Raw genomic sequence first — 16,469 nt, 5'->3', positions numbered from 1 at the left:
ATTTTTTAATAATAGGGATCACAGGAACATTCTGCAATAGTCCATCGTCTTATTGAAACATAACAAGTTACATGGAGGTAACAATGCGTACCAAACTATTAATCCCATCAATTTTTATCATCGCTGCCCTGGCTCTGAGCGCCTGCAGCGCCTCAATTTCAATTGGCCAAGCCCAACCGCGCACGATCAACGTTACTGGTAATTCACAAGTGATCATGACGCCTGATATTGCCTATGTATCCATTGGTGTGCACAGTGAGGCTGCAAGTGCTGCTGAGGCAGTGGCTGCCAACAATACCCAAACCCAGGCCGTGATTGAGGCCATTAAAGCGCAGGGTGTGGATGCCAAAGATATCCAGACCACCAACTTCAGTGTTTACCAGCAGCAACAGACTTCACCCAATGGAGAAGTGACAGGGACTGTCTTCATGACCGATAACACCGTCTATGTGACGATGCGGGATATCGCCAAGATCGGCACCATCCTGGATGCAAGTGTCAAAGCCGGTGCGAACAGCATCTATGGCATCACCTTCGATGTCCAGAACAAAGAAGCAGCCATGGCGTCCGGTCGCGATGAGGCTATGGCGGATGCCCAAGCCCAGGCCGAGCAACTGGCTTCAGGCGCCGGTGTGAAACTGGGAGCTGTTCAGAACATCAGCTACTACAGCAGCTCACCCAGCCCGATTTACTACGACAACAAAGCTGCAGCTGCGGGTGGTGGAGCCAACGTACCCATCTCCCCTGGTCAGCTAACTCTGACCGTATCAGTAGGTGTGACGTACGGAATCAAATAATCTCATCAAATTGATACCCAAAATAATCTCGACTATAATACCTCTCGTGAGAGAGGTATTTATTTTTCGCCCACCCCGCCGTAATGGCATGCTCCTGCACGGTGGTGGCGTGATCCTGCTTGGCTTGATTGGAACCTTCGGAGTGTGGAGGGCGTCACTTTCCGAAACCGGACCCACATTCCTTTTATATTTGTTAATCGCAATTGTGGCGATTGCCATCCTGCCTGGGTTGATCTACAGGATGTATGCGCTCCAGCAGGCACGCTACATCCTGGCAAGGGATGGCATCAGCCTGTATTGGGGGCTTCGCCGGGAAGAAATACCCATCAACACAATCGCGTGGGTGGTCTCAACAGATCAGAATCGTATAGCGCTTGCCAAACCGTTGATCCGCCTGCCGGGCGCGGTCTTGGGTACCCAAACCCAGCCGGATGGCAAGAAGGTTGAATACCTTGCCTCGCGCGATACGAACCTGGTGATGATCGTCACTATTGACCGGCTGTTTGCCATCTCACCGGCCGATGTCCCTAATTTTTTGAATACTTATCGCAGGCTATCGGAATTTGGATCTCTGGCACCTATCGAATCGGCTTCGATCTACCCAACTTTCCTGCTTTCCCGTTCGTGGGCTGACCGCCCAGCCCGCATCTTGTTATTTACCAGCGCATTCCTGGCACTGGCATTGATTGTATGGGTTAGCCTGGTGATTCCCAACCACGCCGCGACCGCTTTACGCCTGACCCCGGAGGGGCAAGCGGTCGAATTCGTGCCGGGACTTCGGCTGTTGTTGCTCCCGGTATTAAACACCTTTTTCTTCATCGCTGACCTGCTCCTGGGGCTATTTTTCTATCGCAGGAAGGACACGCAATCCCTGGGGTACCTGATGTGGGCCAGCTCGGCGCTTACCAGCCTGTTATTTTTAGGCGCAGTGTACTTTATTATTCAAGCAACATAGTCGATTGGAACCATGGCACAATACCAGCAAATCCTGATCGGTTTAATTCTGGCAATCCTCGTTGCGACCCTAGCCTGGCGGGCTGGGGCGCTCTCGAAAAGTGGAGCCTGGGCGGCAGTACTGACCGGCGGGCTGATCTTTGGCCTGGGAGGGTTTGCCTGGGCAGTTTTACTGCTGACTTTTTTTATCTCATCCAGTGCCTTATCCAGGGCTTTCGGAAAACGAAAAGCCAGCCTGGCGGAGAAATTTTCCAAGGGGAGCCGCAGGGATTGGGGCCAGGTGCTGGCCAACGGAGGCCTGGGGGCTTGCCTGGTGATAGCCTATACTATCCTACCCCAACCCGAGTGGATCTGGCTGGCATATGCAGGTGCCATGGCAGCAGTGAACGCCGACACCTGGTCAACCGAGCTGGGTGTTTTGAGCAAGGTCCCACCCCGCATGATCACCACTGGCAAGCAAGTCGAGCGGGGTACTTCAGGCGGCATTACGCAGCTGGGGACGGTGGCAGCCCTGGGAGGTGCAGCCCTGGTGGGGATTGTAGCAATCCTGTTCTCCCTGGATACAACCTGGTTTCGCTATCTGGTCATCATCATCCTGGGAGGCCTGGCAGGGTCGTTGTTCGATTCTATCCTGGGGGCAACAGTGCAGGCGATTTACTGGTGCCCAACCTGTGAAAAAGAAACCGAGCGGCATCCGAGCCATTCGTGTGGCAGCAAGACAACCCAGCTACGCGGTTGGCACTGGTTTAATAATGATGTCGTGAATTTAGCGTGTTCCTTGATGGGAGCGCTGGTGGCAGCTGGACTGTGGTTCCTGCTCAGGTGATCGAGCCTGGTTAACCACCAATTTCACTCATCTCGCGATTTAGCGGAATGATTCCCTGCGCCAGGCCGTGACCCCATGGTTTCTGCCATAAGCCATCCAGGACGATTCGACCTAGCTCCTGGGTGCTGGCACCGGCGCGCAAGGGCGTGAGCAAGTCTACTTCACCTTCACGAAGCAAGCAAAGCCGCAAGTGACCATCGGGGGTTAGACGGGCACGCGTGCACGAGTGACAGAATGGGGTAGTGACAGAAGAGATAAAACCAACATCCCCGCGCGCATTTGCCAGGCGGAAAATGTTCGCTTCACCATTCAGATCACCTTCATTCAGTGGCTCCATCGGCCCAAGTGAGGCTTCAATAATCGCATGCATTTCAGAAGCGGTTACCAGCTGGCTCATCTGAAAATCATTGTTTCCACCAAATGGCATCATCTCGATAAAACGAATCTGCCAGGGATGATCCAGGGTGAGACGGGCCAGTTCAGCCATATCCTGCTCGTTATAGCCGCGCACCACCACAGCGTTGATCTTTATCGGCACCAAACCAGCTACTTCGGCTGCTTGGATACCCGACCAGACGTCTTCCACAGATCCCCAGCGGGTGAGGGTCTGAAATTTTTCCGAGTCCAGGGTGTCGAGGCTGATGTTGACACGTTGCAAACCTGCCTCGGCCAGGGGTAAGGCAAGCTTGGCGAGCAGCACACCGTTAGTGGTCATGGTGAGGGTGTTGACACCGCATATGCCAGCGATCTGTTGTACCAGGTTTACCACGTTGGCGCGGATGGTGGGCTCACCACCCGTCAGGCGGATCTTATCGAAACCCAGGCTGACGAATAAGCGTACCAGGGAAAGGACTTCGTCGTCTTGCATCAGCTCCGCCGAGGGTCGAAAGATCATTTCCTCCGGCATGCAGTATAAACAGCGTAAATTGCAGTGATCAGTCAGGCTGATTCGTAAATAATGGAGTCGTCTTCCGTAGCGATCTAGTGCCATGCTTCACTCTTGTTTACCAGTAAGAAAAACATTATAGCATTAAACCGATTGCTATCTGGATTGGGCTTTGATGCCCAACTCAATTTCTGGGTGGACAACCCACTTCCCATGATCTAGCACCTGAGCATCCCAGGGAAAGATGACGAACTCGTCACTGACCAGGGCGGTAATATCTGGGACCGGGTTGGCCCACGAATGGTTTACCAGACAGACTGTGAACACCCGCTCAGCTCCCAAGGTCAGGGCTTCATGCCTGGCCATGACCAGGGTTTGTCCGGTATCAGCAATTTCATCGATGACCGCCACGATCTTCCCCTTTACATCAGCTGGGATGGGTACCTTCCAGATAGGGGATGCATATACAACCTGATCGGCTACCCGGCGTGTCAGGCGGATGGGGAACAGCTCACAGCGTAAGGCGCACGCCACGGCAGTGGCAGGGAACAATCCCGCCCGGGCAATACCCAGGATCACATGCGGATGCTGAGGCTCTAGCATCTCCGCAAGGCACCTTGAGAGCGATGCAAAATCGTCCCAGCTCAGCCGCTGCACTCCTGAACGGTGAGCATAGTCATAACTATTCATATCAATTTGCGAATATGGGCGATGTGGTCGCTCTCATGCCAGACTGCCCGTCGCAGCAGTTTGCGCGGGCTCCAAAACTCTCCGCTGACACCGATCACCTGCCTGGAGCCAATCAGGCCAGGCAGGCTTTCAATCAGGTTGGTGCGCACCTTTTCCAGCCGCTGGAACGGGTCCTCAGGCACCTCCGAGCGTGGAAAAGCCAATCCCAGGCGGTCTTGATACCACCACTCGGCACCCCCAATATGCTTAAGGATGCCCGAAATGCTCCAACGCTCTCCCGGATAGGTGCGCTCAAGGCTTTCGAGATCTAATGAACCGGCGATTTTTAATAGCTCCTCTCTACCCCAGGCTAGAAGAAGCAAGCCGTGCTGGATATCTTCTTCAGATAGTGGTTTCCAATCATGGTGGAACCACGCATTTACCTCGTACCCTTCCTGGGCTATCTCAAAATCATCGCTGATCGTGTAACATTCCCAGGTCTCTTCCAGGAGAAACTCCTCACCTTCAGGAAACCAGCTTTCTTTTGTATGGCTTGAAATCCAAGCCCGGTAGTCACGAATCGCCTGGGGAACAGCTAGCAAAGCTTGATCTCCAACTGAGCCGTAAGCAAAACACCCGGGATGACCCAATACCCAGGCTTGTGAGCGCCCATCCGCATTATTTTCCAATCCGATTCGAAACATGTGGTTTTCCTTATCCGGTGATCTTGAGCACCATACCACCCGTGATACGTACCAAATCAGCAGGGGTTAATCGAAACACAGCATGCGGGGTGCCAGCTGCGGCCCAGATTTGCAAATATTGCAGTAAATCCTGGTCAATATATGTATCCAGAGGCACGTTATGGCCAATGGGTGGGACACCCCCGATCACAAAACCAGTTTGCTGTTGAACGAAATCTGCGTTTGCTTTCTTTACCATCTCACCGGTGAGCCTGGAAATAACGCCTTCATTCACACGATTGGAACCACTGGTGATCACCAGTATCGGGCGTTCACTCGGGATGGCTTGAAAAACGATGGATTTGGCAATCTGCCCCACCTGGCAGCCGATGGCTTGAGCAGCCTCTGCTGACGTGCGAGTTGAGTCGGGCAGCTCGATAACCTCCAAGGGCAGGCCTGATTCCTTGAGAGCTGCCTGCACTTTAGCCGCACTTTTAGGTAGAGGCAACATTTATCTCCTTTGGCTTGTTAAATCAGCTCATTACATCCACCTGCGCTGGCGCATCCAGGTGAACATCAGGATGGGAGTGCCGATCATCACCGCCATCATTACGATAAAGGCGGCGGTACCCGTCCATCTCATTAAATGACCCGAAGTCGGTTGGAAGAAGTTCATCCCATAGAAGCCTACCAGGAATGATATGGGCATGAAGATCGTGGTAATCATGGTGAGAGTCTTCATGATATCGTTCATGCGATTGTTGATCACCGACAGGTAGGTATCCAGAACGCCTCCCACCAAGTCACGCAAGCTCTCAGAGATATCATGCAGGCGCACCAGATGATCATAGACATCCCGAAAATACACCCGGTCACGCGCATCGATCACAGCATAATCGTCGCGTGCCAGCTTATTTAGCACCTCGCGCAAAGGTGAAAGGACACGGCGTAGATGCAGCGTTGTGCGTTTCAAAGTGAAGATACGCTGGACAATCTTGGCGGAAGAGTTGTCGAATATGATGTCTTCGACGCGTTCAATCTCTTCATCCAGGGCTTCCACGACCTGCATATAGTCCACGATCAAGCCATCTGTTATCTCGTAAAGCACATGATCGGCACCGCGTTTAAAATATCTGACATCCTTGTGGCAGATATCCCACACCCGCTCCAATGCCTGAATTGGAAGGTCATGGTGGGTGACAATATAATTCTCACCCAGGAAGATATCCAGCTCAATCGTGTCGATATCTTCGCTGCTACTTTTATAACTGATGGCATGCATGGCAATATACAGGTACTTTTCCCAATCGTCTACTTTGGGAACATGGGTTTCTTGCAGCGCGTCATCCACAGCCAGGGGATGAAACCCAAAAGTACTTAACAGGATCTCTTCAGCGGGTTTTGGCTCTTCGCCAGTGAAATCAGCCCACAGCACTCCAGCATTGTCCTGCAGGGCATGTGTGTAATTGTCTGGACTGATTTCGGTCAAGATATCACTACTCGCATTATAGTAGAGGGCACGAGGCATGGTTCCTCCGAGCTGACAGTGAATTTATGAAAAAGAATATCTTGAACCAAATTATACGTTAAAAGAAAAGGTGCGGCTTTATCAACCGCACCTTGTAAGTTTGATGAAGACTTATGAATCAGGCGTTAAATTTTTGCTTCAAGCGGGCATTCTTCCCAGTGCGCTCACGCAGGTGATACAGCTTGGCCCGGCGAACCTGTGAATGGCGTTGAATGACCACTTTTTCAAGGCGGGGCGAACGGGTGAGGAAAGTACGCTCAACACCAATGCCATTGCTGGCAATACGTCGGACGGTAAAACTGGCATCATTACCACGGCCTCGCTCTCTGATGACGGTGCCACGGAATTCCTGGATACGCTCGGTGTTGCCTTCCTTAATGCGAATATGGACGTTCACCATATCACCCGGCCGTAACTGGGGGATGTTGGGGTTGTCGGCTGCCTCGACAGATTTCATTAGATCGTTCATGGTATTCCACCTTTCAAAAATAACTCATAATTGCTTTTATTCAACACAAAGCCGCCAGGGGCGGCGAGGTGCAGGATTATAACATGGCATGCATAATTTGAGAAGGAAATTTTCAGCGAATAAGCCCTGGTGTCAACTAAACCCCATAGAAATCGTAGTGCACATCTTCCTCAATACTGCGAGCGTAATTGCTGCAAAATAGCGATCATCTTATCTGTGTAAGGTGCAGTGAATTTTATCCGTTGCCGTATGATGGGGTGAGTGATCTCCAGGGACAGGGCTTGCAGTAACATGCTTCCAACTTGGTCGATGAATGCGTCAGTGGGCAACTGGGAAACCGGTTCACCACCAGCCTCTCGCGCCGGTGATTTGCGGGCATATAACCTGTCACCAACAATGACCAACCCCAATGCAGCCAGATGGGCGCGGATCTGATGGGTGCGACCGGTAGCTGGAATAGCCTGCAGCAAACTGTAACTGCCCAGCCTTTCCAAGACGGTAAAGGAAGTGGAGGCGAGCAATCCATTCTGAGGGTCAACCACCGTGCGGTGGCGGCGGTCGGCATTGATGCGTAGCGGCAGGTCGACGGTCTTTTCCTGCCATACCGGGGTACCGGCAACAAGAGCATGATAGATTTTAGAAACCAGGCGCTGTTCAAATTGGGTGTTTAGCGAACGATGGGCATCGGCTGAGCGAGCCAGGCACAAAACCCCACTGGTTTCCTTGTCGAGGCGATGGACGATCCACAAGCGACCATATTGGCTTTCCAACAAGGCCCGGATATGCGGCAGGCTTGGATCATAGCCATCGGGCAGCGTGGATAGCCCTGCTGGTTTATTAATTACCAGCAGGGCTTCGTCGCAAAAAAGCACCGGGATATCAGCCTGCAGAAAACTCATTTAAAAACCAGGCTATTTGACCAAGCCTCCTTCAACTGCGGGTGATTGAGGGAGAGCTTCACCCCGCCTGACGCCCAGCATCATGATAAACGCCAGGATCATGAAGAACGGTGCAGCGAGCATGGTCATGCTGTAATTGTTGCCCGAGAACTGGATGATCAGGCCATTGACGTTCGGACCTACAATCGCAGCCAGAGTGGAGAATAGATAATATAAGCCGGTGTAAGTGCCAACTCGGGCGAGTGTGGTCATATCAACGACCATCGGCAGGGAGTTGATATTGATAAACGCCCAGGCAATGCCTGCGAACATCAAAACCAGGCCAACTACAGGAACCTCACCTAAGACAGGCAATTTCGTGAGCACAGTGGTGAGTGTCTCTATCGGCAAGACAAACATGGAGAGCATGCAAGCGGTCATGATCAGGATACCAATCGAGATGGTCACGCGCCGCCCGATGCGGCTGCCCAGGTAACCAGACGGCAGGGAGAAGATCACAAAAAACAACGATAGCTGCCCCAACAGGCGCGTGCCGTCGGCTTCATTCATCAGCAGGTGGTTCTTGGCATACAGGGTGAAGAAAGCCTCCACGGCATTATAGGCAACGAACCAGCAGAAGATTGCCAGGAAAATACGCAAAGCGCTATGGTCCGGGTCGTTGAACACCTCCACCAGGCTCTTAAACATGCCTGGTTTTTCCTCCTGGTCTTGTTCATAGGTCTTTGGCTCACGGATAAAAACAAAGACCAACAGGGCAGCCAGGATGACCAGGCCTGAACCAAGCCAAAATGGATATGCCGGGTTTATCTTATACAGGGTTGCTCCGCCCAAAAATGCGATGATAGACCCAAGTCCACCCATCAAATTAATGACGCCATTCGCCTGGGAACGGTTTGGTGAGGGGGTAATATCAGGCATGAGCGCGACCACTGGTGTACGCCAGAAAGCCATGCTCAGCAACAAAGTAGTAGTGCAGGCCACAAACAACGGCAAGATGGCAGCAATGGGGATGATGCCGAAGGCAATCGCACCAACTGGAGCACCAATCAGGATGAATGGCATACGCCGGCCAATTGGGGTGCGTAAGCGATCGGACCAGGCGCCTACCGGAGGCTGGATAAACAGTGCGGCAATATTATCCAGGGTCATGAATAAGCCGATCAGGGCTGGTGGTAACCCGAACCGGTCTTGAAGAAAGATGGGCACAAATGCATTGTATGTGGCCCAGATGACACTGACACCAAAAAAGCCAAACCCCAGCAGAAATATCTTGCCATAGTTAAAACGCATGCCTACCTCCGGATGTGGATTTTAGATTTTTACGGCATAGAGATAATACCAGGCGCTTATGTAACATCTAACTCCGCGCGCGTCAAAAAGTCGCGGTCATTGTCAGATAGATCTGCTTTTTCTAATAAATCGGGCCGACGCTTCCGGGTGCGTAATAATGCCTGCTGCCGCCGCCAGATGGCTATTTTTCCATGGTCTCCGGAGAGCAGAATCTCAGGTACTGCCCAGCCGCGAAACTCAGGCGGGCGGGTGTAATGCGGATATTCCAGCAGGCCGGTGGCATGCGAATCGTCCCAGGCACCCTGTGGGTCTCCTAAGGCTCCCGGGATCAGGCGGGTGATGGCATCGATCAGCACCAGGGCTGGCAGCTCTCCCCCGCTGAGCACATAATCACCGATGGAGATTTCATCCGTCACAAGGTGCTCCCGGACGCGTTCATCGATCCCCTCATAACGGCCGCACAATAGCGCCAGGTGTGGTTGTTGCGCAAGCTCTTGTGCCACTGCTTGAGTGAAGACCCGCCCTTGCGGGTCGAGCAAAATCACCGGGTAAGCTGGGGGAGCTCCGAGCACGCCTTCGACGGCGGTAAAAATTGGCTCAGGCTTCATCACCATTCCGCCTCCCCCACCATAAGGTATATCGTCGCAAACGTGATGGCGATCAGAGGTCCAATCGCGGATATTATAGAGATTAATCTCAACCAGGTGATTCTGGCGCGCACGCTGTAGGATGCTGGTATCCAGGTACGGCTGAAATACTTCTGGGAACAAGGTAAACACATCGAACTTGAGGGGAGTGTTCATAGATGATCGATACCAACTACTTGGGTAAAATTAGGTAATCTCATTGGGGTCTACACGATGAATAGGATATCACATTTACGGCAACGTTTCCATCACTCCGTAAAAGATGAATATTAAGCCGGCGATCAGAAGAATGATCACACCGCAGGTAGTCTGAAAGATTAGCTTGGTAAAACTGCTGCGATCCGTACGTGACCGGTGTTCCAGGGAAGTGGACTCTACCGGGTTGATGGTCGGCGGCAAAGCTTCAGCGATATTTGCTAAAGTGGTAAGGTCATCCACCCAGGAAAGTAAATCTTCAGCGGTGATGTCATCCAAATTCAGGTGATTGACCTGTAGCTGGATTGCTTCAGGCTGGAGTAACATGTTGCGGAATTGAAATCCAGGCTGATGTGAAATCAATCTCAGGATAACAGACCTGGCGATTGGATCCCCCAACAATTCCCTGCTCCATATCTCGTCTAGCGTATAAATTTCAAGCGTTTGTAAATTGGAATCCTGGACAGTGAGGAGGTGCTGTACCGCGATCCGCGCAGCATTTTGAGTGAGGCGTCCTTTTGGGCCTACGCTTAACCGAGTCTGGAGATGCGAAGCCAAATAAAGGTCAAGGTTTAGCCCACGGTAGAAATAGGCATCCACCTGGCGACCCGACACCAAGCCATGATACTGCCTGCCGTTCCACAGGTAGGCTTTTCCAGTCAGACTATAGGGTGCAAAAACTGCATCCAGCCGGTACGCCCTGCGCCGGGTGCTAATGATGCCCCAGTTGATTGCCCCCAGGACCAATAGAAATATGACGGCCATCAATCCACCAAAGATCACCGTGGGTCGTTGGCTTTGCGGAATGGGTAAGGCAAGCGCCAGTACAATCAGCCCTACGAAAACTACAACAAATATTAAAAATATTCCAAAAGCAAGCAAGACCTGCCTGAGACAGGCTGCCCCCCAGTATTTTGCGAGTCTAGCTTCTCCCAATGCATCCCCTCCCTGATATCGATGAACAAATTAACAGCCGAGACCTTGTTTCAACTGCCGGGTAGTTAATAGCTGGTTTTGAAATAAGCGTCAAGCAAACCATCCAGGTCTTGTGCTGTATGGCGCTTCAGGATGGAGAAAAAATCGTTAGCGGTGGTAACTTTGTGTTTTTCTGAGACAGCATAATCCTTAAGGAATTCAAAAAAAGCCTGGTCACCCATCAAACTGCGCAGGTCTTCTAAAAATTTCGCCCCGTTCAAATAAATCGCATCCCGGTATGGGCGGAAAAGCTGAAAATCATAAATCGCATCATCTACCCAGCCAGTGGGCTCGTAATAATCAACCCGGTAAGACCACCACCAGTCAAGCACAGATCCCCCGGAGGTGGCCTGGTAATCGGGATAGACCCGTTCGTAAAAGATATGCTCCATATAAGTGCACATGGCTTCATCCAGCCAGGGTTCCAAAGCCTGGTCATTTCCCACCAATCCATACCACCATTGGTGGGCAGTCTCGTGTGCGGCAATAAAGGTCAGGTACCCCTGGGGTGTGCCATCATACAGGTTATAAAAACCCCGGCTGAGGAAAAACAAGCCATCATATTCCATCCCATCCAGGAAATCAGCTTCCACCACACTGAGGGTCGCGTGCGGGTATGGCACCAGGAGGCTGCTATACAATTCCACAGCCTGGGCTGTATCGTGGAGTGCTTGCTCACCAGCAGCTTTATCAAAGGAGAATGAATAACTATAAACCGTCACATCACCAACAGAGGTGGACTGCACCAAATACGCATTGCTGGCAGACAGGGCAAAAGAGCGTGCTGCTGTAAGGTGATATGAATACTGCTCCCCTGCTTGCGTCGCTGGTGCTGAGGCAGCTATCACCAGATCCTCAACTGGCTCTGCCAGGCTGAGCCTGACATCGTAATCCCCCACATCATACACCTGGTGTTCCCCAAAGCCCCAGCGAGGGTGAGTCAACCATCCCTCGCCTGCCTGGTAAGGTGGCACATATGCATACCAATCCACCAGGTTGATCTGCCTGGCCGAGTAACCAAACGGTACTGGCCGAATTTCTTCAGATGGCGCCGGGATCTCAGGCAGGTCAAGCAGGTAGACCAGCCTTAACCCCAGGCTTTGCCCTTTGGCGAGCAGGCTCGGCAATGGAATGCGCAGCTGGGCTTTATCCAGCTCATAGTCCTCCAAAGGATCTCCATTCTGCCAGGTTATGGTTATCAGGTTGTAACACCCGCTCCAGCGGTTTGGCTCGACCACCAAGACCAGATCGGAAAGGGAACCGGAGGTAGTATTGGTATAACTGACCGTTTCGGTGACCGAGACGGTATGGGCAAAGTAGTCCAGGCTGGCATCGAGGGTATATCGCGCAGGCACAAGATCTTCCACTTCTGGGGCAGGGGTGGATACCGCTGGGGTGCCAGGGGACTGTGACGGCTGACCCGTAAGAACTGTAGTGGGGAGAGTCGGATTATCCGTAGCCGGGAATGCAGTAACGAGAGGGCTGGTAGTTTCAACCTGCCGGGTGGGAATCGAATTAGCTGGATCAAGAGTAGGGGAAGGCAAATTGACGCAGCCTGCTAAAAGCAATCCGCAGAGCAAGGTAACACTAATTTGATAGAACACTCGTTTCATTAATAAGTACCGTAAACCAAGATTTTCCCATGCATATCTACCATGCTGCCGATGCGCAGGCAGCAGGCATCACTGATGCTGCTCCAATGGCGTGACATTAATCCTGCGTAGTTGACCGGGTTCTGTTAATTGAAAGCGAAAACCGATTTTTCCAAGGTGGATGATATCCATATGCTCGAGAGTCGTTCCCGTGGGAAGAGCTTGTATGTAGTTCACCCAGGTACCCGCAACCGTGTTGTTGTCTGTGATGGTAAACGCATGCCCTTCATGGTGAATACGTGCATGCACTCCCGCAACAGAAGCATCTTCAAAGACCATCGAAACCAGACGCGGATCGCTGCCGAGAGAGACATCATGGTCAATGATCTCCAACCGGGCTGGTATGCTGGGCTCGTCATAACCTGCCAGGGGAATGAGATAGGCAATGGCTGGGGTAGGCGCTGGTTTTTGCTTCCGCCATGGCAAACGGTCAAACCATTGCATCCAATGAAATACAGCAGGCCGATCAGGCATCTGGCTAGAGTCTTTCGGCCCAGATAAAGGAATGCCTGGTCTATCGCTGGGTAACCTATCACCCACCGTTTTGCTTTTCTGACCGTTCTTTAGCGGCGGCTTTCTTTGCCCGGGATGCGGTTTGGGGCGGATATGCCCACCCACGATGAGCACCAGAACCAGGAGGGAAGCCAGGATAATGACAAATGCGGCAACAATAAGAGGTCGTTTTTGGGTTACTGCCGCCATCATCCCCTGGGTGGGAGAGGGAACAATAATCCTGACTGTTACCTCACTTGATTTCCCTATCATGCCCAGGTTGTCGGTGGCTTCAGCTACCAGGTGATGTTCGCTATCCTGGGTACACGATCGTAAATCCCAGACAAATTCATCATAAGGTTCAGATGTGTTTTGAGCGACAAGGATCCCATCTGCAAACAGGCTGGTTGATAACGTAACATGCTCATAACCATCAGGGTATTCCACCTGGATGGATATCGTCTGAGTTTCGGGGACAAGATCAACGGCAGCACTCACAGGCTCAGTAGTGGATAGAACCGGAAAATTACGCACGATCTCAGCTGGAGTGTCGATCAGCATAACCGTCGGTGGTTGAAGGTCCACTGTAAATGCCTGCGTCGGTGAAGCTATTGCTGCGCCATCTAGCGCAACTTGGGCGGAAAATTGGTGGGGGCCTGGGGTGTTCACTTGCGAGTTGTATCCCAGCTGATATGCGTAGCGTAGTGGATCGAGCAAAACCTGCAGGTCGGGTATGGACTCGTCACGGGAGAAACTAAAAAAACTACCCCCGGTCTGATCAGCCAGGTTATGCAGCTGAACAACCGAAGGTGTGTCAATAACATCAGCGGCAGCTAACACCCACACGAAAATATGGATATTCTGTTGATTGGCGCTGGCGATTATGGACTGCAGCCCCAGGGATACATCTGATTCCTGGGGGGGAGTGATGAAAAGGATCGCCCGTTCCATACCAGTCATGGCGGTAGGGTCAGAAGCTACTTGCAGGGCGGAGGCCAATATTTCCAGCCCTGGAGCCGTGATTGTTGTCGTTGGTACGTAAGTTTCGAATAATGAGCCCAGCTCGGCAGGATTTGCCGCGTGGGTTAATTGAGGGCCACTTGCTGTGAGCAGGCTGTAATCATCCATGCCGGCTGGCTGGCTCGCCCAAGAGCCCGATAAAAAACTCCGCAGGAAATACTCATATCGCGAGACACCTTCACCATCCCGAATCAGGAATGATTCTCCGGGTGACACTGCAATTACGAACTGGACACCTGGAATGATTTCCTTGATGTCAGAGACAGGCAACGAGGTCGTGTCCTCAAGTATCGTCACCTGCTCTGGTGTCAGGCCATGGATAAAGCTGCCCTGCGTATCGTGCACATCCAGGTAGGCCGTCAGGTATGGGAAACCAGTCAGATCAGGGGTGGATAAGGTAACTGTAGGGCCAGACTGAGCTACAGAGCTACCTGCGTAGGTGATGAATAAGACCAGGATAATAACCGGGGGTAAAAATCGCCCGTGTCTTGCAAACATGCTCGGTATTGTAGCACAACAGGAATCAAAAGGGCACGATGATTCGATCATCGTGCCCTTGGAAGATGAACTTAAGGTGTTGGTGTCACTCCGGGTGTCACAGCTTCGGAGGGTGCAAGGGTTTCAGAGGCTGCCGGGACCTGCGAAACAGCAGGGGTTGCTGACCCCGCCGAAAGGGCAGCTGCATCTGCCGCGGTATTCGGCATCCCTGCCAGGATCCACTGCTTGTAAATTTCAACCAGCTCGGGCGGTAGGGCCTTGGTGGGCGGCATCGGGTTACCCGCTTCAAGCCCTTCCACCCGGTTCAGCATCTGCATGGTGTTGCACAGTAAATCACCAGCGATCAGGTTCGGGGCGTGGTCACCCGTTTTAATCGTATCCTCGAAATTATCCATGATGTAATTGTTGTTCTTCTTGCCAGCCCGGTGACAGGACACACAGTAGCGCTTTTGGATGGCAGAAATCTGCAGTTCATAAGAAGGCACCTGGCCCGGAGCAAGCGTTGGAATAGCATTAGCTGAAGCTACCTCTTTTGGAAGCTCAACCCGGTCATCCCAGGTGTAGCGCATGAATGTGACCAGAGCGTCGATGTCAGAAGGTCCTAAAATGCCACCGTAGGCACGCCCAAAGGGCTGCATTCCCAGATCCTGCTGACCATAGGCGACGATATTGTAGAGGGTTTCGTCTGTGTGGGTATACATCTCGTCTTTGCTGTTGATGGGCTTCATAATGAAGCCTTCCAGCCCTTCGACACCTTTTATTTCACCGCCTTCACCTTCCGGCCCGTGACATTCCGTACAATTTACTGAATAAAGGTCCTGCCCGGCCAGGATTTGTTCCGGGACAGTCCCGGCGATCGTTCCGGTTACCTCCTGGGGTGGGGTGGTGACCACCGCCATGACTGTCAACACAACGATCCCAACCACCATGACCGTCATGATGCCAATCGCCCACGGGCGGGCTTTCCAATGACGGCGTGTATTACGGTCGTAGAACGGCACCAAGAACAAAGCCAGCACAGCGATGATCGGGATAATCGTCGTCCCAAGCCACTCCAGTTTCCCTGGGAAGTACTTGAGCATCTGAAAGAGGAACAAGAAATACCATTCTGGGCGTGGGACGTAGGCGGAATCGGATGGATCGGCTTTGGCCTCATTAGCGACGCCCACCCAGGTGGCCAGGATGATCAAGATGATAAAGATAGCGAAAGTGATGACAACATCTTTATAAATGATATCAGGCCAGAATTTGACGCCGTTCTGCTTAGCCTGAGCATACTTCTCTTTGTATTGTTTCTTTTGCTCTTCGTTCACGGCAGTCTCCTTTTCTAGTCGTCTACTTTGGGAACCGAAGAGATGCCCAGGCGAATGACCATATATAAGTGAACGCCGATCAGGCTGCCAATCATTGCAGGGAACCACCAGATGTGCACTGAGAAGAAGCGGGCCAGGGTCACACCTGAAAGATCAGGCCCACCTCTTAGCACCTGGTTGATGAATTCGCCGATGAATGGTACCGTGCCAGCGATGGAGGTGGCAACGGTGGTAGCCCAATAGGCACGCTGATTCCAGGGAAGCAAGTAGCCAGTAAAGCCCATTCCCAAGGTGAGCAGGAGCAGGAATACACCGGTGACCCAGGTAAACTCACGTGGATATTTATAAGCGCCAAAATAAAACGTGCGTAACATATGGAAAAATACAATCAGCACCATCAGGCTGGCACCCCAGTGATGGACACCACGGATCAGCCAACCATAACTCACCCCGGTCATAATATATTGAATGCTGTCGTAGGCATGGTCGGGCGATGGGACATAATAAACCGTGAGCATGATCCCAGTAATACCCTGAAGGAGAAACAGGAACAGGCTCGCGCTACCCAGGGTAAAGAACCAATTGACTTTGGGCACCTTACGGTCAAGGACCGTATCGTAGATGGTTTTTAATCCAAGTCGTTCATCCAACCAGGTATAAACTTTTTGAAGCATAA

General features: G+C 52.1%; 17 protein-coding genes. 3 read left to right on the top strand and 14 right to left on the bottom strand.

The window, feature by feature from the left end; translation table 11 throughout:
* The first annotated feature begins 71 nt into the window (after window positions 1-71).
* From C3F13_00845 to C3F13_00835, 3 genes are all read left to right on the top strand, one after another.
* Window positions 72-797: a hypothetical protein gene (locus C3F13_00845; protein ID PWB56651.1), complete on the top strand. Its 726-nt coding sequence runs from the start codon at window positions 72-74 to the stop codon at window positions 795-797.
* 88 nt (window positions 798-885) lie between these two features.
* Complete coding sequence (locus C3F13_00840) at window positions 886-1,752, top strand: hypothetical protein (protein ID PWB56650.1); 867 nt, start codon at window positions 886-888, stop codon at window positions 1,750-1,752.
* Between the two features lie 12 nt (window positions 1,753-1,764).
* On the top strand, window positions 1,765-2,577 hold the full coding sequence (locus C3F13_00835) for a DUF92 domain-containing protein (GenBank protein PWB56649.1): 813 nt from the start codon (window positions 1,765-1,767) through the stop codon (window positions 2,575-2,577).
* Window positions 2,578-2,587: 10 nt separating this feature from the next.
* Here the strand turns inward: C3F13_00835 and moaA are convergent, their stop codons facing one another.
* The 14 genes from moaA to C3F13_00765 all read right to left on the bottom strand — a co-directional run bounded on the left by moaA (window position 2,588) and on the right by C3F13_00765 (window position 16,467).
* A complete protein-coding gene (gene moaA, locus C3F13_00830; protein PWB56648.1) occupies window positions 2,588-3,568 on the bottom strand; it encodes a GTP 3',8-cyclase MoaA in 981 nt (326 codons plus the stop codon).
* A 51-nt stretch (window positions 3,569-3,619) separates the two neighbouring features.
* Window positions 3,620-4,153 (bottom strand): hypothetical protein, encoded by a 534-nt coding sequence (locus C3F13_00825; protein PWB56647.1) that lies wholly within the window; start codon window positions 4,151-4,153, stop codon window positions 3,620-3,622.
* Complete coding sequence (locus C3F13_00820; protein PWB56646.1) at window positions 4,150-4,836, bottom strand: hypothetical protein; 687 nt, start codon at window positions 4,834-4,836, stop codon at window positions 4,150-4,152. The genes C3F13_00825 and C3F13_00820 overlap by 4 nt, the downstream gene beginning before the upstream one ends.
* A 10-nt stretch (window positions 4,837-4,846) precedes the next feature.
* A complete protein-coding gene (locus C3F13_00815; protein PWB56645.1) occupies window positions 4,847-5,326 on the bottom strand; it encodes a hypothetical protein in 480 nt (159 codons plus the stop codon).
* A gap of 30 nt (window positions 5,327-5,356) precedes the next feature.
* Window positions 5,357-6,343, bottom strand: a complete 987-nt coding sequence (corA, locus tag C3F13_00810; protein ID PWB56644.1) for a magnesium and cobalt transport protein CorA — start codon at window positions 6,341-6,343, stop codon at window positions 5,357-5,359.
* A gap of 118 nt (window positions 6,344-6,461) precedes the next feature.
* Window positions 6,462-6,812 (bottom strand): 50S ribosomal protein L19, encoded by a 351-nt coding sequence (locus C3F13_00805; GenBank protein PWB56643.1) that lies wholly within the window; start codon window positions 6,810-6,812, stop codon window positions 6,462-6,464.
* 170 nt (window positions 6,813-6,982) lie between these two features.
* Complete coding sequence (locus C3F13_00800) at window positions 6,983-7,711, bottom strand: RluA family pseudouridine synthase (GenBank protein PWB56642.1); 729 nt, start codon at window positions 7,709-7,711, stop codon at window positions 6,983-6,985.
* Between the two features lie 12 nt (window positions 7,712-7,723).
* Window positions 7,724-9,001: an MFS transporter gene (locus tag C3F13_00795; protein PWB56641.1), complete on the bottom strand. Its 1,278-nt coding sequence runs from the start codon at window positions 8,999-9,001 to the stop codon at window positions 7,724-7,726.
* Between the two features lie 56 nt (window positions 9,002-9,057).
* Window positions 9,058-9,804, bottom strand: a complete 747-nt coding sequence (locus C3F13_00790; GenBank protein ID PWB56640.1) for a tRNA (guanosine(37)-N1)-methyltransferase TrmD — start codon at window positions 9,802-9,804, stop codon at window positions 9,058-9,060.
* Window positions 9,805-9,879: 75 nt separating this feature from the next.
* Window positions 9,880-10,779, bottom strand: a complete 900-nt coding sequence (locus tag C3F13_00785) for a hypothetical protein (GenBank protein ID PWB56639.1) — start codon at window positions 10,777-10,779, stop codon at window positions 9,880-9,882.
* Between the two features lie 65 nt (window positions 10,780-10,844).
* On the bottom strand, window positions 10,845-12,173 hold the full coding sequence (locus C3F13_00780; GenBank protein ID PWB56638.1) for a hypothetical protein: 1,329 nt from the start codon (window positions 12,171-12,173) through the stop codon (window positions 10,845-10,847).
* Between the two features lie 327 nt (window positions 12,174-12,500).
* Complete coding sequence (locus C3F13_00775; GenBank protein PWB56637.1) at window positions 12,501-14,531, bottom strand: hypothetical protein; 2,031 nt, start codon at window positions 14,529-14,531, stop codon at window positions 12,501-12,503.
* Window positions 14,532-14,551: 20 nt separating this feature from the next.
* Window positions 14,552-15,901 carry a hypothetical protein gene (locus C3F13_00770; protein PWB56636.1) on the bottom strand — a complete coding sequence of 450 codons (1,350 nt, stop codon included), beginning with the start codon at window positions 15,899-15,901 and terminating at the stop codon, window positions 14,552-14,554.
* The gene (locus C3F13_00765; GenBank protein PWB56635.1) at window positions 15,808-16,467 is read right to left on the bottom strand and encodes a cytochrome b6; all 660 of its coding nucleotides are present in this window, start codon (window positions 16,465-16,467) and stop codon (window positions 15,808-15,810) included. The genes C3F13_00770 and C3F13_00765 overlap by 94 nt, the downstream gene beginning before the upstream one ends.
* Window positions 16,468-16,469: the final 2 nt, after the last annotated feature.

Source organism: Anaerolineales bacterium, assembly GCA_003105035.1.
In the GTDB taxonomy this organism is placed as follows: Bacteria; Chloroflexota; Anaerolineae; order Anaerolineales; family UBA4823; genus FEB-25.
The sequence above is the reverse complement of the archived record's forward strand: the minus strand, read 5'-3'. Positions and strand labels throughout refer to the sequence as shown.